This window comes from Pseudarthrobacter sp. S9 (assembly GCF_050156545.1).
In the GTDB taxonomy this organism is placed as follows: Bacteria; Actinomycetota; Actinomycetes; order Actinomycetales; family Micrococcaceae; genus Arthrobacter.
In genome coordinates this window covers 3709549-3728841 of the sequence record NZ_CP189576.1, presented here as the reverse complement: position 1 = coordinate 3728841, position 19293 = coordinate 3709549, and the positions used below count along the sequence as shown (strand labels likewise).

17 protein-coding genes and 2 pseudogenes are annotated in these 19293 nt (G+C 66.4%); 4 read left to right on the top strand and 15 right to left on the bottom strand.

Annotated elements, in window-relative coordinates:
- From smc to coaD, 6 genes are all read right to left on the bottom strand, one after another.
- Window positions 1–3690, bottom strand: a complete 3690-nt coding sequence (gene smc, locus ACQCSY_RS17865; RefSeq protein WP_427130847.1) for a chromosome segregation protein SMC — start codon at window positions 3688–3690, stop codon at window positions 1–3.
- Between the two features lie 217 nt (window positions 3691–3907).
- A complete protein-coding gene (gene mutM / locus ACQCSY_RS17860; RefSeq protein ID WP_427130845.1) occupies window positions 3908–4897 on the bottom strand; it encodes a bifunctional DNA-formamidopyrimidine glycosylase/DNA-(apurinic or apyrimidinic site) lyase in 990 nt (329 codons plus the stop codon).
- A 9-nt stretch (window positions 4898–4906) separates the two neighbouring features.
- Window positions 4907–5611: a ribonuclease III gene (rnc, locus tag ACQCSY_RS17855; RefSeq protein ID WP_427130843.1), complete on the bottom strand. Its 705-nt coding sequence runs from the start codon at window positions 5609–5611 to the stop codon at window positions 4907–4909.
- 21 nt (window positions 5612–5632) lie between these two features.
- Complete coding sequence (rpmF, locus tag ACQCSY_RS17850; RefSeq protein ID WP_056738282.1) at window positions 5633–5836, bottom strand: 50S ribosomal protein L32; 204 nt, start codon at window positions 5834–5836, stop codon at window positions 5633–5635.
- A 36-nt stretch (window positions 5837–5872) separates the two neighbouring features.
- Window positions 5873–6397, bottom strand: a complete 525-nt coding sequence (locus ACQCSY_RS17845) for a YceD family protein (protein WP_427135923.1) — start codon at window positions 6395–6397, stop codon at window positions 5873–5875.
- Between the two features lie 212 nt (window positions 6398–6609).
- Window positions 6610–7074, bottom strand: a complete 465-nt coding sequence (coaD, locus tag ACQCSY_RS17840) for a pantetheine-phosphate adenylyltransferase (protein WP_427130841.1) — start codon at window positions 7072–7074, stop codon at window positions 6610–6612.
- 101 nt (window positions 7075–7175) lie between these two features.
- Here coaD and ACQCSY_RS17835 point away from each other — a divergent pair, with 101 nt between their 5' ends.
- From ACQCSY_RS17835 to ACQCSY_RS17825, 3 genes are all read left to right on the top strand, one after another.
- A complete protein-coding gene (locus tag ACQCSY_RS17835; protein ID WP_427130840.1) occupies window positions 7176–8384 on the top strand; it encodes an aminotransferase class I/II-fold pyridoxal phosphate-dependent enzyme in 1209 nt (402 codons plus the stop codon).
- 2 nt (window positions 8385–8386) lie between these two features.
- Window positions 8387–9169, top strand: coding sequence for a spermidine synthase (locus tag ACQCSY_RS17830; RefSeq protein ID WP_427130838.1), 783 nt, complete (start codon window positions 8387–8389; stop codon window positions 9167–9169).
- A 180-nt stretch (window positions 9170–9349) separates the two neighbouring features.
- Complete coding sequence (locus tag ACQCSY_RS17825) at window positions 9350–10498, top strand: M20 metallopeptidase family protein (protein ID WP_427130836.1); 1149 nt, start codon at window positions 9350–9352, stop codon at window positions 10496–10498.
- A gap of 71 nt (window positions 10499–10569) precedes the next feature.
- On the opposite strand, the pseudogene ACQCSY_RS17820 reads toward ACQCSY_RS17825, so the two are convergent.
- From ACQCSY_RS17820 to ACQCSY_RS17795, 6 genes and pseudogenes are all read right to left on the bottom strand, one after another.
- Window positions 10570–11159: pseudogene (locus ACQCSY_RS17820) on the bottom strand (PfkB family carbohydrate kinase).
- Window positions 11116–11475, bottom strand: coding sequence for a PfkB family carbohydrate kinase (locus ACQCSY_RS17815; RefSeq protein ID WP_427130834.1), 360 nt, complete (start codon window positions 11473–11475; stop codon window positions 11116–11118). The pseudogene ACQCSY_RS17820 and the gene ACQCSY_RS17815 overlap by 44 nt, the downstream one beginning before the upstream one ends.
- A gap of 31 nt (window positions 11476–11506) precedes the next feature.
- The gene (locus ACQCSY_RS17810; RefSeq protein WP_427130832.1) at window positions 11507–12463 is read right to left on the bottom strand and encodes a nucleoside hydrolase; all 957 of its coding nucleotides are present in this window, start codon (window positions 12461–12463) and stop codon (window positions 11507–11509) included.
- Window positions 12460–13218, bottom strand: a pseudogene (locus ACQCSY_RS17805) (glutamine amidotransferase). The gene ACQCSY_RS17810 and the pseudogene ACQCSY_RS17805 overlap by 4 nt, the downstream one beginning before the upstream one ends.
- Window positions 13219–14229, bottom strand: coding sequence for a phosphotriesterase family protein (locus ACQCSY_RS17800; RefSeq protein ID WP_427130830.1), 1011 nt, complete (start codon window positions 14227–14229; stop codon window positions 13219–13221).
- 26 nt (window positions 14230–14255) lie between these two features.
- A complete protein-coding gene (locus ACQCSY_RS17795; RefSeq protein WP_427135921.1) occupies window positions 14256–14894 on the bottom strand; it encodes an ABC transporter permease in 639 nt (212 codons plus the stop codon).
- A 14-nt stretch (window positions 14895–14908) separates the two neighbouring features.
- Between ACQCSY_RS17795 and ACQCSY_RS17790 the strand changes: the two genes are divergently transcribed.
- Window positions 14909–15316, top strand: coding sequence for a substrate-binding domain-containing protein (locus ACQCSY_RS17790; RefSeq protein WP_427135919.1), 408 nt, complete (start codon window positions 14909–14911; stop codon window positions 15314–15316).
- A gap of 71 nt (window positions 15317–15387) precedes the next feature.
- On the opposite strand, the gene rsmD is transcribed toward ACQCSY_RS17790, so the two are convergent.
- Genes rsmD through ACQCSY_RS17775 form a run of 3 tightly spaced genes read right to left on the bottom strand, consistent with a single transcriptional unit; the run spans window position 15388 to window position 19273 of the window.
- Window positions 15388–15993, bottom strand: coding sequence for a 16S rRNA (guanine(966)-N(2))-methyltransferase RsmD (gene rsmD, locus ACQCSY_RS17785; RefSeq protein WP_427130828.1), 606 nt, complete (start codon window positions 15991–15993; stop codon window positions 15388–15390).
- 24 nt (window positions 15994–16017) lie between these two features.
- Complete coding sequence (locus ACQCSY_RS17780; RefSeq protein WP_427130826.1) at window positions 16018–18270, bottom strand: ATP-dependent DNA helicase RecG; 2253 nt, start codon at window positions 18268–18270, stop codon at window positions 16018–16020.
- The gene (locus ACQCSY_RS17775) at window positions 18260–19273 is read right to left on the bottom strand and encodes a DAK2 domain-containing protein (RefSeq protein WP_427135917.1); all 1014 of its coding nucleotides are present in this window, start codon (window positions 19271–19273) and stop codon (window positions 18260–18262) included. Before ACQCSY_RS17775 ends, ACQCSY_RS17780 begins: the two co-directional genes overlap by 11 nt.
- Window positions 19274–19293 lie beyond the last annotated feature (20 nt).

Below are 19293 nucleotides of genomic sequence, written 5' to 3'. Positions count from 1 at the left end.
CTAGCTTCTCATAAACCCCAAACGCGCCGCGGGCGGCGCAGCCGCAGCGTCAGAGTCCGCGCCGAGCCGCTGGCTGATGACCGTGGAGACGCCGTCGCCGCGCATGGTGACGCCGTAGAGGGCGTCGGCCACTTCCATGGTGCGCTTCTGGTGGGTGATGACGATCAGCTGGCTGGATTCGCGCAGCTCCTCGAAGATGGTGATGAGCCGGCCCAGGTTGGTGTCGTCCAGGGCGGCCTCCACCTCGTCCATGACGTAGAAGGGCGAGGGCCTGGCCTTGAAGATCGCCACGAGCAGGGCCACCGCCGTCAGCGAGCGTTCCCCGCCGGAGAGCAGGGACAGCCGCTTGATCTTCTTGCCGGCCGGACGCGCTTCCACCTCGATGCCGGTGGTGAGCATGTCGGAGGGGTCCGTCAGGACCAGCCGGCCCTCGCCGCCGGGGAACAGCCGGGCGAACACGCGGACGAACTGGGCGGAGGTGTCCTCGAAGGCTTCCGCGAAGACCTTCTGCACGCGCTCGTCGACTTCCTTGATGATGTCCAGCAGGTCCTTGCGGCTGGACTTGAGGTCCTCCAGCTGGGTGCTGAGGAACTGGTGGCGTTCCTCGAGCGCGGCGAATTCCTCGAGAGCCAGCGGGTTGACCCGGCCGAGGGCTGACAGGTCGCGTTCGGCCTTCCTGAGCCGCTTTTCCTGTTCCTCGCGGACGAACGGCTTGCCCTCGACGATCTCGCAGCCTTCCCCGTCCACGGGGGCGCGCAAGGCAGCCCACTTGTCGCCCGGGCCGTCCGCCGGCACCGGCACGGGCCGGTCCGGGCCGTAGTCGGCCGCGAGCTGATCGGCGGTGAGCCCCAGCTCCTCCACGCTCTTCAGTTCCAGGGCTTCGATCCGGAGGCGCTGCTGCGCGCGGGCCAGTTCGTCGCGGTGCACGGAGTCCGTGAGCTCCGCCAGTTCGCGGGCCAGGGCGTCATTGCCGGTGCGGACCCCGGCGAGTTCGCGGTCCATCTGTTCGCGGCGTTCCTCGGCGCTGTCCCGCTCGCGCCGGGCAAGTTCCACGGACACGTCGATGAACCCGATCACCTGCTGCACGGCGGCGGAGACGGCGGCCGCCCGGCGTGCCTGGAGCCGGCGCCGGCGTGCCCGCTCGGCGGCTTCCTCCCGGGCCCGGCGCTCGGTGGCGGCGGCGCGTTCGAGCGAGGCCGCCCGGTTCCGTGTGGCCGTGAGCTGTTCCTCGGCACTGCGCAGGGCGAGCCGTGCCTCCATTTCCGCGGAACGGGCCAGCGAGGCATCCAGGGCAAGGGCGTCGCGGTACTCCGGCGAGGGCTCCTCCTCCGCGGGCGCTTCCTGGGCCGCGGCAAGCCGGGCTGCCACGGCTTGGAGGGCTTCCTGCTCGCTGAGGATGTTGGCCTCGGCCTTGGCCAGGGACGCGGCCAGGCGTTCGCTTTCGCCGACGGCGCTGCGCAGCACCGAATTGAGGTGCCCGAGGCGTTCGGCCACGGCGGCCAGCTTTGCGTCGGAGTCGTGGAGTTTGCTGAGGGCGGCGTCCGCGCGGTCCTGGGCCTCGGCGCGCCGGGCCTGCGCGGCGGACAAGGCGAAGCGGTTGCGTTCCAGCCCGGCCGTGACCGTGGCCAGCTTCGCCGCGGCGTCGTCGACGGCGGCCTGGACTTCGAGCAGTGACGGCGCCTTGGCGGAGCCGCCATGCACCGTCAGTGCGGTGAACACGTCCCCGGCCGTGGTGACGGCGGTGAGTTCGGGGCGGGCGTCGATCAGCTGCGCCGCGGCGTCCAGATCGCCGACGACGGCGACGCCCGCCAGCAGGCGGGACAGCGGCAGGCGGGACAGCGCCAGCCGGGACTCCCCCTCGGGCACCGCGGCGGCGACCAGCCCCGCGGCCCAGCGGGCTCCGACAGGAAGCACCCCGGCAGCGAGCTCCCCGGCAGCAAGTTCCCCGCCGGCAAGAGGACGACCAGACGGAGCCGGCGCACCGGCCAGCAGCAGCGCGGCGCGGCCGGCGTCGTCGTCCCTCAACAGCCTCACCGCGGCGGCGGCAGCCTCCCCGTCCCGGACCACCACGGCGTCGGAGGAGCTGCCGAGGGCGGCGGCGATGGCGGCCTCGAACCCGGCCTCGACGGAGATCATGGACGCCAGGGATCCCAGCACGCCGGACAGTCCGGCGCCGAGCACATGCTCCGAGCCGTCCTTCCGGTTCAGGCCAAGCTGGAGCGCGTCACGGCGCGCCACAAGGGCACCGCGTTCCCGCTCACCCCCGCGCTCGGCCGCTTTCAGCGCGTCGATTTCGGCGAGTACGGCGTCCAATGCCCCGCTGGCGTCCTCATAGTCAGCGTCGAGGGTTTCCTCCCCGTCCTCCACACCGGCCACCTGCGATTCCAGGGCCGTGAACTCGCTCTGGGCGCGCCGGCGGCGCTCCTCGCCGGCCGTTTGCGATTCCCGCAGCCGGCCGATTTCGGCCTGGGCCGACTCCACGCGGGACCGCGCGGCGCCCACCTGCCCGGCGAGTTTGGCCAGGCCTTCGCGCCGGTCCGCGGCCGCTAGGAGCAGGGCCGCAAGCCGTTTGTCCTCGGCGCCGGCAGCATTTTCCGCGTCCTGCTTGGCCGCCGTCGCGGCTGCCAGGGCGTCGCGCCGGTCCAGGATCTGGCGTTCCAGCCCGGCCTGTTCTTCGCGGACCCGGGACGCCTGTTTGTCGAGCTGGTCGGGATCCCGGCCGGAGTCCGGGACCACGTCCGCGGCGCCGAGCAGCCGGCGGCGTTCCTCGGCGAGCGAGCCCAGGGAGCGCAGCCGCTCGCGCCCGGCGGAGAGCTGGTACCAGTTGTCCCGCGCGGCGTTCAGCTTCGGCGTCGCCTCCGCGGCGAGCTGCTCGAAGCCGGCCTGCCGCCGGCGACCGGTTTCGAGTTCGCGCTCGACGACGGCGCGGCGGGCCTTCAGCGCGGATTCATCGGCGACGTCCTGCGCCAGCGCGGACTGCAGCTGGACGAGGTCGTCGGCGAGGAGGCGTGAGCGCGCATCGCGGACCTCGAACTGGACGGTCTGGGCGCGGCGGGCCACCTCGGCCTGTTTCCCCAGCGGGGTGAGCTGCCGGCGGATTTCGCCGGTGAGGTCGCTGAGCCGTTGCAGGTTGGCCTGCATGGCTTCGAGTTTGCGGACCGTTTTTTCCTTGCGGCGGCGGTGCTTGAGGATGCCGGCGGCCTCTTCGATGAAGCCGCGGCGGTCCTCGGGCGTGGCGTGCAGGATCTTGTCCAGCTGGCCTTGGCCGACGATCACGTGCATCTCGCGGCCCAGGCCGGAATCGGAGAGCAGCTCCTGGATGTCCAGGAGCCGGCAGCCCGCGCCGTTGATGGCGTACTCCGAGCCTCCGGTGCGGAACAGGGTGCGCGAGATCGTGACCTCGCTGTATTCGATGGGGAGGGCGCCGTCGCTGTTGTCTATTGTCAGCGAGACGTGGGCGCGGCCCAGCGGCGGCCGGCCGGAGGTGCCCGCGAAGATGACGTCTTCCATCTTTCCGCCGCGGAGGGTTTTGGCGCCCTGTTCGCCCATGACCCAGGCAAGAGCATCCACCACATTGGACTTGCCCGAGCCGTTGGGGCCGACCACGGCGGTGACGCCTCGTTCGAATTCAAACGTCGTCGCCGAGGCGAACGACTTGAATCCCCGGACGGTCAGACTCTTAAGATGCAAGGTGGTTCGGCTCTCCTTCAGTGGCGGCAGCGGGTGTTTTCCTGCGCTAAATCTACCGGTACACCCGCGGAAATCCGCGGATTTAGACGATCCCCCTCATATCTCTAAACGCCGGTTGCCCTATCACTTGTGGCAGCCAAACCAGGCGTTTGGGGACCACAAGTGATAGGACAACCGGGTGAGGGAGCGCCGCCGGAGGGACCCGGGCGGGCCGGGATCACCAGCGGCCGTTGCGGGGCCGGGGCTGGCAGACGGGGCAGGTGTAGGAGGAGCGGTTCATGAACTGTTCCCGCTTGAGCAGGCTCACGAGGCCGGCGGCGGCGCAGCGTGTGCACTCCAGGCCTTCGCGGCCGTAGGCGTTGAGGGAGCGGTCGAAGTATCCGGAGGCGCCGTTGACGTTGACGTAGAGCGAATCGAAGCTGGTGCCGCCGGCGGCGAGGGCATCCGCCATAACCTCGCGGGCGGCGTCGAGCAGCCTCAGGGCGTCTGCGCGGCGCAGGGTGTCCGTGGGCCGGGCATAGTGCAGCCGTGCCTTCCAGAGGGCCTCGTCCGCGTAGATGTTGCCGATCCCCGAGACCAGGCCCTGGTCCAGCAGGGCCCGCTTGAGTCCGGTCTTCCGGGCCCGGAGGCGCCGGTAGAAGTCATCGAAGGAAAAGTACGGGTCCAGCGGGTCCCGGGCGATGTGGGAGGCTTCCTCGGCGATCAGCGGCAGGGGCGTTTCGGCGAGTCCGCCGGGCCCGCCGTCGGCGGTGGGGATGAGGGAGGTGAGGAACAGTCCGCCGAAGATGCGCTGGTCCACGAACCGGAGCTGTTCCGGCATGCCGGCGGCCAGGCTGAGGCGCAGCCGGACCTTCAGGTGCTTCTCGTCCGGGACGCTGCTGTCCTGCATGAGCAGCTGCCCCGACATGCCGAGGTGCGCCATGAGCGCCACGGCGGGCGCCGCTGCGGAGGCGGGAGCCGCCACGGAAGGCGCGAACGGAGCCTCGGCGCCGGCGGGCGTGTCCGCCAGCGGCATCCACAGGAACTTGCCGCGGCGCACCACATCCAGCACCCGGGCGCCTTCCAGGTTGCCGGCAAAGTCCTCGGGACCCAGGGCATGCCGGCGGAGGGAGCGCGGATCCACCACGTCAACAGACGTGATGGTCCGGCCCCGCACCCAGCTGACCAGGCCGCGCCGGACGACTTCGACCTCGGGCAGTTCAGGCAAGAGGCGTGCCTAGCTGCCGGTCTGGGTGTTCGACGCCGGGACTGTGAGCCGGCGCCAGGCGTCGGCGGCGGCTTCTTGTTCGGCTTCCTTCTTCGAGTTGCCCGAGCCGGTGCCGTAGTCGGCGCCGCCGATCCGCAGCACGGCTTCGAAGGTCCGTGCGTGGTCCGGACCGGAACCGTCAACCGCATAGTTGATGGTTCCCATCTGCCGGCTGGCGGCCAGCTCCTGGATGCTCGTCTTCCAGTCGGTCCCGGCGCCGAGGGCGGCGGCGTCCTGGAGCAGCGGCCCGATCAGCCGCATGACCAGCTGGCGGGCCGTCTCGATGTCGTTGGACACATAGGTGGCGCCGATCAGCGCCTCCATGGTGTCCGCCAGGATGGACGCCTTGTTCTTGCCTTCGGTGAGCTTCTCGCCCTGTCCGAGGTAGATGTAGTCGCCCAGCCCGATGCTGCGGCCGATGCCTGCCAGCGCCCGGGTGCTGACGACGGCGGAGCGGCGCTTGGCCAGGTCCCCTTCGGGCAGCGTGGGGTTGTCACGGTACAGCGCGTCAGTTACGGAGAACCCCAGAATGGAGTCGCCCAGGAACTCGAGCCGTTCGTTGGTGGGTATGCCGCCGTTTTCGTAGGCATAGGAACGGTGTGTGAGCGCAAGACGAAGCGTCCCGGCGTCAATACTGACACCGAGACGCTTCAGAAGCTCTTCAGTTGAAGACATCTTATTCAGCCTGTTGGCAGATTAGACGTCTGCGACCTTGCGGCCCTTGTACTCAAGGAACAGCGCAGTGCCAGCCGAGTCGGTAACGACCTTTGCCTGGTGCGGCAGGCTGTAAACAACCTGGCCGTTCTCTACGGTCTTCACCAGGTGAGGGGCGGTTGCCTTCCACTGGGAGCGGCGGGCGCGGGTATTCGAGCGAGACATTTTCCGCTTGGGAACAGCCACGGCTAACTCATTTCTCTCTAGTCCAACACTTACAAATCAGTTTTGCCGGTCAGGCTTAGCCAAGTCGGCTAGGGCAGCCCAGCGAGGGTCTACGACCTCGTGGTGATGCCCCGGCTCGTCTTCCAGGCGTACTCCGCATTCGGAGCAAAGGCCCTGGCAGTCTTCCCGGCACACCGGCTGGAACGGCAGCATGGTTACAACTGCGTCCCGCAACACCGGCTCAAGATCGATCAGATCGTGCTCGACTCGACGTTGCTCTTCTTCGTCTTCTCCGTCAGAGAACACAGCGTCCTCGTAGAAGAAAAGTTCTTGCACATCGACCTCTTGGTCATACGCAAGGGGATCCAGGCATCGACCGCATTCGCCAGTCACTTCGACGTTTGCGGTCCCTGATACCAGAATTCCTTCGTGTACGGCCTCCAGCCGCAGGTCCAGCTCGACTTCCGAGCCTTCCTGCACGCCAATGAGCGCCACACCAAGATCGCCTGGTGCGGGTACATGTTCCTTCAGCGTCCGCATGCTTCCCGGACTGCGTCCGAGGTCCTTGACGTCGAACGCCAGGGGCGAACTAGCATCTCGTTTAATGAGAACTCCTGTTGAACATATGACCGACGTACTATCTTAGCCTGAACTTCCGGACGGACTCAAACCGGGCGGCAGGACCGCGGAACAGCCGCGCAAACCAGCCCCGATTCGGGCCGCGCAACCGGCAGCAGGCCGCCGAGTACCGGTCAAGCTTACCCTTTGCGCGGCTGATCCTGGACCGGCTCGCCCTAGACCAGCCGTTTCAGCACGGCGCGCGGAACAAAATCCGAGACGTTCCCGCCCAGGGTGAACACTTCCTTGATGAGCGTGGAAGACAAGTGCAGGTAGTGGCTTTCCGCGGGCAGGAACACCGTTTCGACGCCGCTCAGCTGCCGGTTCATTGTGGCCATCGGCAGCTCGTAGTCGAAGTCCGAGGACGAGCGCAGGCCCTTGACGATCGCGGACACACCCCGCTGCCGGCAGTACTCGGCCAGTAGCCCCTCCCCCACGGGTTCCACCACGATGCCGCGCAGGGAGGCGAAAGTTTCCTTGGCCATGTCGATCCGCTCCTCAAGGCTGAAACGGTATTTCTTGCCGTAGTTCGTGGAGACCCCCACGATGACCTCGTCGAAGAGGCCGGCGGCCCGGGCAATGACTTCGAGGTGGCCATTGTGGATGGGGTCGAAGGAGCCAGGGCATACGGCGCGTCTCATGCTCCGAACCTACCGTATCCGCGCCGCGGGCCGGGATAACATGGCTGAATGTCAGCATCCATGGACAAGTACGCCGGCCGCAGCGACAAGGCGGGCACCCGGTGACCGGCCCCGTCCAGTTCCCCTGGCAGCGCGCCGCGACGGGCGCCAACCTCCTCTCCGCCGACGGCTCCCTCGGCGTCACCATCTTCGAGGAGATGACCACGCTCGCCCTCACGACGGGCGCCATCAACCTCGGCCAGGGCTTCCCGGATGAGGACGGCCCGGTCGAGATCAAGGAGGCCGCCCAGGCGGCCATCGCGGCGGGCGCCAACCAGTATGCGCCCGGCAAGGGCATCCTGGGGCTGAGGGAGGCGATCGCCCTCCACCAGCAGCGGTTCTACGGGCTGGCCCCGGACCCGCAGACCGAGATCATCGTTACCACCGGCGCCACCGAGGCCATCGCCGCCTCGCTGCTCGCCCTCGTCGGCCCCGGCGACGAGGTCCTCACCTTCGAGCCGTTCTACGACTCCTACGGCGCCATCATCGGGCTCTCCGGAGCCACGCATGTCACGGCCCCGCTCCTGGCCCCGGACTTCATGCCGGACCTGGCCGCGCTCGAGGCAGCCTTCAGCCGCCGCACCAAGGTGGTGCTGGTCAACAATCCGCACAACCCCACGGGAGCGGTGTTCCCCCGCGAGGTGCTTCAGCGCGTCGTCGACCTTGCCGTCCGGTACGACGCCGTCATCATCACCGATGAGGTCTACGAACACCTCACCTTCGGCGTGCGGCATGTCCCGGTGGCCACGCTGCCGGGCGCGGCCGACCGCACGCTGACGATCTCCTCCGCCGGCAAGACCTTTTCCTTCACCGGCTGGAAGATCGGCTGGCTCAGCGGACCGGAACACCTCGTGGCCGCCGCCCGGACCGTCAAACAGTTCCTGAGCTACAGCTCCGGCACGCCGTTCCAGGCCGCCATCGCCGTGGGCCTGGGCCTGCCGGACGAGTTCTACGCCGGCATCGGCGATACGCTCCGGTACAAACGCGACATCCTCAGTGAGGGGCTGCGCGCGGCCGGGCTGGACGTCTTCACGCCGCAGGGGACGTACTTCGTGAATGTGGACACCTCACCCCTCGGGATCACCGATTCCGTGGACCTGGCCCGCAGGCTGCCGGGGCTGGTGGGCGTCGCCGCGATCCCCGTGCCGGTCTTCTGCCACCCCGAGGGCGCCGAGCGCACCCGCAGCCTGCTGCGCTTCGCGTTCTGCAAGAAGACGCATGTCCTGGAAGAAGCCGCCGCGCGGCTCGCGACCCTGCGCGACAGGCTCTGAGGGTGGCGCAGCCGCCGGGCGCGTCGCGGTTCCTGCGGACCACGGGACAGCACGCCACGATCGAACCCGATCCCTTTACCGACGGCGGCTTTGTGCTGAGCATCGGCGGGGCGGAGCAGTCCCACGTGAACCTGGCGGATCCCGGGGACATCTTCTATGAATACCTGCGCAGGATCGGCCATGTGGTGGACCTCGCGGCGCCATGGGGCGAGCCGATCAGCGCGCTGCACCTCGGGGCCGGTGCCCTGACGCTGGCCCGCTACATCCAGGCCACCCGGCCCGGCTCCGTCCAGTACGCCGTGGAGCTGGAACGGGAACTGCTGGACTTCGTGCTGCAGCAGCTGCCCCTGCCCGAAGGCACGGAGCTGCACACCCTGATCGGGGACGCCCGCGAGGCCCTGGCCGGGCTTCCGGCGGAACTGCGCTTCGACGTCGTGATCCTGGACATCTTCTCCGGGCCCGAGGCTCCGGAGCACATCGCCTGCACCGACTTCTACCGGGAGGCCGCGGCCAGGCTGACCCCGCGCGGCGTGCTGATCGTCAACGTGGGCGACGAACCCGGGCTGACCCTGGTCCGGAGCCAGGTGGCCGCCCTGCGCCGGGCCATGACGGATGTGTCGGCCTTCGCCGACGCCGGCATGTTCACCGGACGGTATCCCGGGAACATCATCCTGACCGGGACGCAGGCCCCGTGGCCCGAGGTGTGGACAGCCTCGCTCTTGGCCCGCGGTCCGCATCCGGCGAAGGTGCTCTCCGGCGCGGGTTTGGACGTGTTGTCCGACTGACGGCTAGAGATATGGGGGTGACCCGGTTGGGCTGGAGCCTCCGGTTGAGCAGGCTGCGGGCGGGTGGCGGTTCGGGCAGGGTAGGACGCTGCTGGCTACTGGTGCAGCCAGCAAGCGCGATAAACTCCGTGGAAGATGAACGACGGGAGGTCGGTAGTGGGGTGGAAGAACTCTCCGCTGATGGTAGAACAAGCGAAGCCCTACCTGCCGAGGATGGTCGAGCACAGGCGTCACTTGCACTCTCGCCCGGAGGTCGGCCTGGAATTGCCAGAGACCCATCGTTATCTCGATTCAGCGCTCGAATCACTGGGTCTGGAACCGGAAAGTCATGCGGCCGGGGGTGTCACCGTGCGTATCCGCGGCACGGCACGAAGTGGTCGGGTTCGAATCCTGCGAGCCGACATGGATGCTCTGCCTCTTGAGGAGAAAACTGCGCTGCCGTACTCATCTGAGTTCAGCGGCGCCATGCACGCTTGTGGCCACGACCTGCACATGGCGATGCTTCTCGGTGCGGCAGAGATGTTCCTGTCACATCCCCCGCGCCACGATGTGGTCCTCGCTTTTCAACCGGGCGAGGAGTCCGACCGCGGCGCGCTTGAGGTGCTTAAACACCAGAATCTTCAACTGGGGGACGAGGCCAGCGCATTTGCTATCCACGTCAACGCCGTCCTGGATAGCGGCGCAGTGGCCTACCGCCACGGGACTTTTATGGTGCACGGTGACTGGTTCAAAGTGAACTTTTCGGGAGCGGGCGGGCACGCCAGCGCGCCGCACCTGGCCGGCAACCCCATTGAGGCGGCCGCGGATTTTGTGCTAGGCCTGTCCGCTATGGTGGAAAAGCTTGGGGCGACGGAGAAACTGGTCGCGACGGTGACAGAGTTCCTATCTGGCAACGCAGTTAATGTCATACCCACGGTTGGAACTCTGCGGGGCACGCTGCGCACGGACAGTCTTGAGCAGCGGAAGCGATTGCACGAAGAACTTAGGCGAGTGGCGGCGGCTGCGGCGACTGCACGTCACGTTCGCCATGGGGTCACCATCATGGAGGGATACCCTGCAGTCGTTGGCGATGATTCCTTCATTGACGCCTTCGTGCAGGCGCTCGAATCGCAGGGGCTCGGCCCCCGGCTGGAAAGGATGGAAGAGCCCTCAATGGTCATTGAGGACTTTGCCTACTTTCTCCACAAATGGCCCGGTGCAATGGTCTATCTCGGCGCCAAGGTAGGTTCAACGCCCTCCTTCAATCATTCCAACGACGTTCTCTTCGACGAAAATGTCATGACAACCGGCCTTGCGCTGCACGGAGTGGTTGCGGATTTAGACGCCTGACAGCCAAATGAGACGGGTGACGCTCCGATATTTCGGCGTGATGCCGACGCGGAGTCGCTGGGCGTGACCGGCTACCTCATTTCAGTAGGGTGAGCGACTGCAGGGTAGCCAATGATCTGTGCCCCGTGAACCGTGGTGCTCCATGCCGCGAAGCGGTTCGCGCGGGAAACCGCCGTGAGCAGGTCATGTCCGGCCGCTAATTCATGTCCGAGGGCGCCGCAGAACGCGTCGCCTGCACCGCTGGTGTCGACAGATTCGACTTGCACGGAAGGAAACAACGAAGCGGCCCTGGCCTTTCCCGACTCGTAGACCGCCACGCCATCGCTACCGAGGTGACAATGACGTGCCCGGCGAAGTCCATCTCGGCGACGCAGTGGTCAACATCCGATATGGTCACCGGAGTCTGGGTCTTCGCCAAGCGTCCCAGTTCCGTCCGGTTGGGAACGAGGATGTCCGTGTGGCCCAGGATCTCGGCGAGATCCGATGTGTCTGCGGTCATCGGTGCAGGGTTGAGAATGAACAATCCTTTGCTGCCCTTGGCGGCAGCGAGGACTGAGTCCAGGCCGATCTCAAGTTGTGCCATCACAACGGGAGGGCTGGTTGAGCGCAAATAGGTCTCAACGTCCGCGGCATTTACGTGGGCATTGGCCCCCTGGTCCACGATGATGACGTTCTCTCCACCGGGATCCACCAGGATCCACCAGGATCGTGGCCGTGCCGGTCGCGGCCTCGGCCACGACCCGGACATTCGTAACCGGAACCCCTCGCGCCTCAAGAACATCCAGGACGAATATTCCATCAGGGTCCTTACCGACGCACGAGAGAAACGCGACGGTGCTCCCCAGTGCTGCAGCGGCCACTGCCTGGTTGGCTCCCTTGCCTCCGGCGCCGACACTTTTTCGAAGGGTCAGGATGGTCTCCCCCGGCCGTGGCATGTGAGGCAGCCTGAACGTGGTGTCAACGTTGACCGAACCCACGATACAGACGTCCCGAGGCGTTGTGGGAGGTTCACCGCCCTTGGCCCAGCTTGTCTATTGCGTCTAGGACGAGATCCCAGTACCTAGCGGTATCCAACTTCATCGCCACGCTCGCGTTGGGCGGCCGCTCATATCTGTTGTGCAGGTCGACGATTGTGGTGCCTCGAGTCCATTCACCCTTTGTTTCGACAGCAAGGAAGCACTCCTGCCAGGCGATCAGGTCGGGTTCGATCAACGCAGCTACCGTGCACGGGTCGTGGACCGGCGGCGAATCAAAGCTCCAAACCGCGCGGTATGAGGAACCGAAGAAGCCCATCCACTCTCCGCAGATATGCCCGATTGGGTGGGGCATCGCTTGCATCCGTGCAACGATCTCCGGGGTGGCCAAAGCTTGGTGGGTCAGATTGAGTCCGACCATCCTGACCGGTATTCCAGAATTGATGACGGTGTCGAGAGCCTCAGGATCTGCATACGTGTTGAACTCGGCGGTCGGCGTGTGGTTTCCGCGCTCAGTCGACCCTCCCATGAAGATAATTTCGGCGACTTTGTGCACTACCTCAGGGTGTTGTTGGATCAGCGCCGCCACGTTGGTAGTGGGGCCGGTGGCCACGATGGTGACCGGGTGGTCTGACGATTCGAGTACGCCCTGCATCAGCTCGACGGCCGACTTTTCAGACGGCGCGAAACCCGGTTCGGGCATTTCCGGCCCGTCCAGACCGCTGACCCCATGGACATAGTTCCCTAACTCGCTCATGCCGGCCAAGGAGCCCGCGGCGCCGCGCGCGACGGGCGTAGTCGTAGCGCCGGCCAGTGTCAGAATTCTCAAAGCGTTCCGTGTGGCGTCATCGATCGAGCAGTTCCCGAACGTGGTTGTGACCGCCAGCAAGTCAATGCGGGGCGATTGGACGGCCAGAAGAATTGCAATGGCGTCGTCATGTCCCGGATCACAGTCAAGAATGATGGGAATGGGCGCCGTGTCATTGCTCATTGCACAGCCTCATCTTTGTTGAGCCACCGCACCATAGAAGCCATGAGCCCATCGAACCCTGGCCATTGAATAAATCCAGTGGGGCACCGGTGCGGGCCGATATCGCTGGTCCAGACTAGCGACCTGCCGGAGCCATATTCGGCCGTGGCGATGAGGACGTCGCCGTTGACAGTGGCCACGACCTGAGCCTCCGGTTTGGCGACCACGCGGTTGTAGCCCAGTAGGGCGGGCGCGTTCTGCCTCCATGCACGTCCGACCGCGTGGTCCGGGGCTTCTAGAATCGGGAACACACCCTCGGGAACTTCGACTCTGTCGTCGTAGTCGCTCATTGTCACTGGCAGGATGTCCGCCAAGGGACTCCGGGCGAAGTTGGCCCTGGCCTGGAACCCCTGAAAGCTCAGATAGCCTCCGGCCATCATCAGCGCACCCCCACCTCGCAGCCAGTCACACAGGTTTCGCAGCCGGTTGGTGCTCGATCTGCCATGCAGCCAAGTTTCCTGCGGCAGTAGAAATGAGTTGGCGCCTATGTCCGAGAGGATGATGACGTCGTAGGCGTTGAGCGCTTCCAGGTCCGCGGGGAACCGTTCCGGCACGTCGTGGGCGCACATGTGCTCCACCCTGATTCCCTAACGCCCAAGCGCGGCGATGTAGTCGTCGGCTCCGGAGTGGAAGGTGACGCTCGTGAAGCTGTCAAAACCCTTGTAGTGGGTAGCCTGAGATACCCAGGACTCACCGGCTAGAAGTATGCGGACCATTTACCATTCCTCACAGTTATCAAAAAGGGATTGGGAGTTCTTGACCATTAGCTGTCTGATGGAATCAGATGAAATTCCAAGCCGTTTAAGCCGGGAGACGAAGTACTGAAGGATGTGTCCGTAACCAGGCCCGCCATAGCGGCGCAGCAGGCTCTTCAGGAAAATATCGGATGAGATCAAAACGCGGTCGCCGTACCCCGCGTCCAGAAGAGAGGCGATGTTTCTGGCGTTGTCATCATCTGACGGGCATTGGGAACCTTGGTCGGCGTAGTACAGCTCTGCTCCGATCATGTCGTATTGGATCCAGGCGCCCCGGGCGGCCAGTCGCTGCTGATACGCCTGGTCGTGGCCCGAAGGCCCCATGTGGCAGAGCACGACTACTCGCGGGTCAACACCGTAGTGTTCTACGAGATCCAATACTTCATCGCCTAGGCGAAACCAGCCGGGAAGGTGCACCTGCATCGGTAGCATGGTGGCGCGCTGGGCGAGACAAGCCGCGATGAGGCTGGTGCGTTCTGCCTGAGTGAACTGGTCGCTCACCCCGATTTCGCCGATGATTCCCGGCCGGATCCCGTCTTCGCCATCGCGGATGTCGGCGATGATGAGCTCGGCCAGGTCTTCGGCGGAAGTCTCGGCGATACTTTCAGGATGCGAGCCTTCCAGATAGAAGCCGGACCCCGCCACGATGTGAACGTCGGCACTGACGCTAATTTGCTTCAGACGGCGGAGATCCCGTCCAATACCCACCGAGGTCGCGTCGATAATCGTTCGTCCCCCGAGATCCGCGAATCTGCGGATCTCCTCGACGGCCATTTCCGGGTCGTCCAGCCTACAGTTGTCACGATTGCCGAATGGGTCGTATTTTAGATCCCAAAGGTTTTCGGTACGTACTTTCTCAGCGGCAAAGCTGCCGGCGTCGAGCCCGGTTGAAGTGGTGGGCTGCCACCAGGATGTTACGTCGTTGAGTATGTGTTCGTGCGTCAGACAGATTCCAAGTTCTGCGCTATCCACGGGTCCTCGAACTGTGGCAACCCGCGTCACCGGATACGTCCAACGATGCGACTGACAACGTTGCTATTGAGGAGGATCGCGACGATGAGGATAATCCCCTGAGTGATGGGCACCCAGTAAACGTCAACCCGGAGCAGAACAAGCCCGTTGGCAATGATCCCGAGCGTCATCGCCCCGATCATGCTGCCAACTATGGAGCCTCGTCCACCCATCAAGCTGGTGCCACCGAGCACCACCGCCGTGATCACTTCCAGTTCGAACCCCGTTCCTGAATTCGAAGAGCCGCTGGCGAGGCGAGTCGCAACAAGGACACCTGCCACGGCCGCAAACAGGCCGGTCAGGGCGAGAGCCCACATCTGTAATCGCCGGATGTCGACGCCGGACCGGCGCAATGCTTCGGCGTTGGAGCCGACGGCCACGACATAGCGTCCAAACCGGGTTTGGGTGAAGACATACCAGCCAACAAGCACCGTCGCAATAGCTATCCATGTCGGGGTGTACAAACCGAGGAACTGGCCCTGGCCGATGATGAGCAGCCAGTCGACCTCGATGGGCGTGCTGTAGCCCTGTGTGATCAATAGCGCAACGCCACGCACCGCAATCAGGGCGGCGAGGGTCACGATGAACGACTGAAGCTTCCCGTATGCGGTTAGGTAGCCATTGATCAGGTCACGAACGGCTGGCCGCGTTCAAAAAGGCAATGCCCGGTGCCAAATCCCTCCTTGGATCCTTCAGCTTCGAATGGGGACAGAACGCTGCCCACGAACTGATCGATCAGGGTATCGCCGCCGGGTCAATCGTGACCGCGGCTGATGTCATTGCTCTGGGCGTCATTGCCGGAGTACAAGCGCGCGGCTACCGCATCCCTGAGGACTTCCGAGTCATCGGCTTCGATGACATCGGCGTTTCTTTTCTTGCACATCCTGCGCTGACCTCTGTTCGCCAGCCAGTGGACCAAATGACTGCAACGATCGTGGAGATGGTCATGGAAAGCGTCTCCGGGGTGGCCGCTGCTGCCCGAAATGCAAAAACGGTATTTAAGCCTGACTTGATAATCCGCGAGTCAAGCCCGCGTCGCCCAGTGTGAAGCGGCCATGGAGTCGGGAGAGTCTGGGTTCGTGGGGCGTAGCGCGGTTGCCGCGTGATTCTTGAAGTCGGTCAGGCGTCTGGCGGCGGCTCGTCGTCAGTGCCAGGCTCCGCGCCGGGTTCGGCGTACCACAGCCGGGTTTCCCCGTACTTCTTCTCGGCAAACCGCTCCATGCCCTCGGGCCAGTCGGGCTCGGGGGTCCGGGACGAGCGCTCCACCACGACGACGGCGCCCGCCGCGAGGTGCGGGGCGAGCTTCGCCAGGACGGCGGCCAGTGCCGGCTCGTCCAGGGGGTAGGGCGGGTCCAGGAAGACGAGGTCCCACCGGATGCCCTCCACGGTCCGTTCCAGGAACGATTCGACCTTCGAGCGGTGCACGGAGACCACCTTGCGGCGCGCCACCGTGTTGACGAGGTCCGCGTTCCGCTGGCACACGGCGCTGGCCTTGGCATCGAATTCCACCAGGTCCACGGAGCCGGCGCCGCGGCTGCCGCTCTCCACGCCCAGCGAGCCCGAGCCCGCATAGAGATCCAGCACCCGGGCGCCGGAGATCACGTCGAAGGCGTCCAGCCGGGAGAACAGCGCTTCCTTGACCCGGTCTGTGGTGGGCCGCGTCATGGTGCCGGGCACGCTGACCAGCGGGCTTCCGCCCGCGGCGCCGGAAATGATGCGGCTCATGCGCCGGGTCCCGTGCGTGTGGTGCTAGCCGCGTTCAAGGAACGCCTCCTTCTCAGGGTTCAGGTATTCGTCAATGGCCGCCGCGAGCCTTGGGTGGCCGGCCAGCGAGGGATCGGCCGCCACGATCCGCTGGGCGTCCTGCCGGGCCCGGGCAATCACGTCCTCGTGTTCGAGCACGCGAAGCAGCTTCAGCGTGGACCGGCCGCCCGACTGCGAGGCGCCCAGGATGTCGCCCTCGCGGCGCAGCTTGAGGTCCTCCTGGGACAGTTCGAAGCCGTCGGTGGTGGCCGCCACCGCGTCGAGGCGGCGCCGGCTCGGGTGGCCCGGTTCCAGGGTGGTCACCAGGAGGCAGGTCCCGGGCAGCCCGCCGCGGCCCACCCGGCCGCGCAGCTGGTGGAGCTGGGAGATGCCGAAGCGGTCGGCGTCGAGGATCACCATGAGGGTGGCGTTGTGGACGTCCACGCCCACTTCGATCACCGTGGTGGAGACCAGCAGTTTGGTCTCATTGGCGGTGAACGAGGCCATGGTCCCGGACTTGAGGGCGGGGTCCTGCCGGCCGTGCAGGGGTGCCACAGGCACGCCGGCCAGGGCCGGTTCGTCCCGGAGCTGTTCGACGACGCCGGTGACGGACGCCAGCTCCCGGGAGCCGTTGTCCCCTTCCAGGTCCGCGGCGGACGGTTCGGCCTCGCCCGGGCTGAAGTCGCCGTCGTCGTCCGTGCCGATCTTGGGGCAGACGACGTAAACCTGGTGGCCGGCGTCGATCTCTTCCCTGGAACGGGACCAGATGCGCGTGGCCCAGGCAGGGTGTTCGGCAAGGCCTACGACGTGGGTGGAAATCGGTGCCCTGCCGGCCGGGAGCTCATCCAGCACGGACGTTTCGAGGTCGCCGAACACGGTCATCGCCACGGTCCTGGGGATCGGGGTGGCGGTCATGACCAGCAGGTGCGGCGGCTTGCTGGCCTTGGACCTCAGGACGTCGCGCTGTTCCACGCCGAACCGGTGCTGTTCGTCCACCACGATTAGCCCGAGGTCGTAGAAGGAGACGTTTTCGCTCAGCAGGGCGTGGGTGCCGATCACGATCCCGGCCGTCCCGGAGGCCGCGTCCAGCATGGCCTGTTTCCGGGCCGCGGTGGGCATCGAGCCGGTGAGCAGCGTGACCTGGACGGCGTCCGGCCCGAGGCCGCCGAGCATCCCGTCCCGGGACAGCGGGCCGAGGGTGCGGCGGATCGATTCGAAGTGCTGGGCGGCGAGGACCTCGGTGGGTGCCAGCAGGGCCGCCTGTCCCCCGGCGTCCACCACCTGCAGCATGGCGCGCAGGGCCACGATCGTCTTGCCGGACCCCACTTCGCCCTGCAGGAGCCGGTTCATCGGCGAGTCCTGGGCAAGCTCCTCGGACAGCGTCTTGCCGACGGCGGCCTGGCCGGCGGTCAGGGTGAACGGCAGCTGGCGGTCGAAGGCCGTCAGCAGGCCGTCGGCAGCCGGCCGGCGGGCCGTGGCTTCCTCGGCGGCGAGCTGCGCGCGCCGCCGGGCGAGGGCGGACTGGAGCACCAGGGCTTCCATATACCGGAAGCGGTCCCGGGCGCGCTGCCAGTCCCCCGGTGCCTGCGGGGCGTGGATCAGCCGGTAGGCCTCCGCAACGGGCAGAAACTTTTCCCGCGCCGCGATCTCCGCGGGCAGCGGGTCGCCGAGGGTTTCCAGGTCAACGGTGTCCAGGAGCGTCGAGATCACCTTCTGGATGGACCAGCTGGTGAGTTTGGCCGTGGCCGGGTAGACCGGGATGGGCATGGCCGCCAGTTTTTCCGGGTCCATCCCCGGGGTGTCGGGGTCCTCGTCCAGCAGCAGGAAGTCGGGGTTGGTCAGGCCCAGCGAGCCGCCGTACCGCGTCACCTTTCCGGAGAACATGGCGCGGCGGCCGGGCTGGAGCTCGGCCTTGGCCCGGAAGCCGTTGAAGAAGCTGACCTTCAGGGTGCCCGGCATGCCGGCGCCCGGGCGTGTGGCACTCCCGCCGCCGGCGTCGTCGGAGATCACGACGTCGGTGAGGGAACCCCGCCGGGCGCGCATGGGCCGGGTGCTGTTGGAGATCACGCGGGCAATGAGGGTCACTTCCTCATCCAGCGGGACCTCGCTGATGGGGGTCAGCTCGCCGCGGCTGAGGTAGCGGCGGGGGAAATAGTTCAGCAGGCCGCCGACGGTGGTGATGCCGAGGTGCTTTTCAATGACAGCAGCGGAACGCTTGCCGATCCGGCGTTCCAGGGCGAGTTCAAGTTCAGCGTTCATGTCCGTCGGGGTTCCGCGCATCAGCATCCGGCACAGCAAAAGCCGGCACCCCGGGGGCAGGAACGTCCGGATCACGGGGCACGGCGAGCTCGCTCACGGAAATGTCCATGGGTTCGCCGAGGGAACGGATCAGGGCCAAGGCGGGCTCGGGGTCCAGCACATGGACGTGGACGCGCCAGCGGAAATGGCCGGCAGCGTCCGCAGCGCCGCCCACCTGGCTCATGATCACGGAGTCGCCCATTTCGTCGAGCCGCTGGCGCATCGTGGCGGCGTCCAGCGGGGAGAGCGCGATGGTGAACATGACCTCCACGCCGTCGTCCCTGGGCATGTCGGCGTGGATATGCGGGTCCTGGACGTCATAGCCGTGCAGGCCGTCCAGGAGCTCGTCCTGGAGTTCTTCGCCCAGCACGGCGGACCGTAGGCAGTCGAGGATAAGGAGCATGCCAACGCCGCCCGCATCTACCACGTGGGCGGCGTGCAGGGCAGCGAGCTGGTCTTCGGTGCGGATCACGGCGGCCAGGGCGGCCTCGACGGCGGCATCCAGGGCCAGGCCGAGGGCGTGGTTGCTGTCGTCGCCGTCGTGCGCCGAGTCCACGTCGGCCGCGGCCCGGGCGGCGGCTTCCATGACGGAGAGCATCGTGCCGGGCACCGGCTCGCTCAGCGCGGACCAGGCCCGGATCTGGGCGCGGTTCAGGGCTGCGGCCAGAAGCGGGGAGCTCAGCCGTGCATGGCCGGCCAGCGGCTCGGCGGCGGCACAGAGGAATACGGCAAAGAGGGTCCCGGAGTTGCCGCGGGCCTGTTCCATCGCGGCCCGGCCGGCCTGTGCCAGGACGGCGCCGACGTCGCCAGCGTCCGTCCCGGTGAAAGCGTGGGCTGCGGCGCGGACGGTCAGGTAGAGGTTGGTGCCGGTGTCGCCGTCGGCGACGGGAAAGATGTTGATGGCGTTCAGGCGGTCGCTGTGGTTTCCGAGCGTTGTCTCCGCCTTGCCCAACCACCGCTTCATCGCTTGCGCGTTGGCGGCAA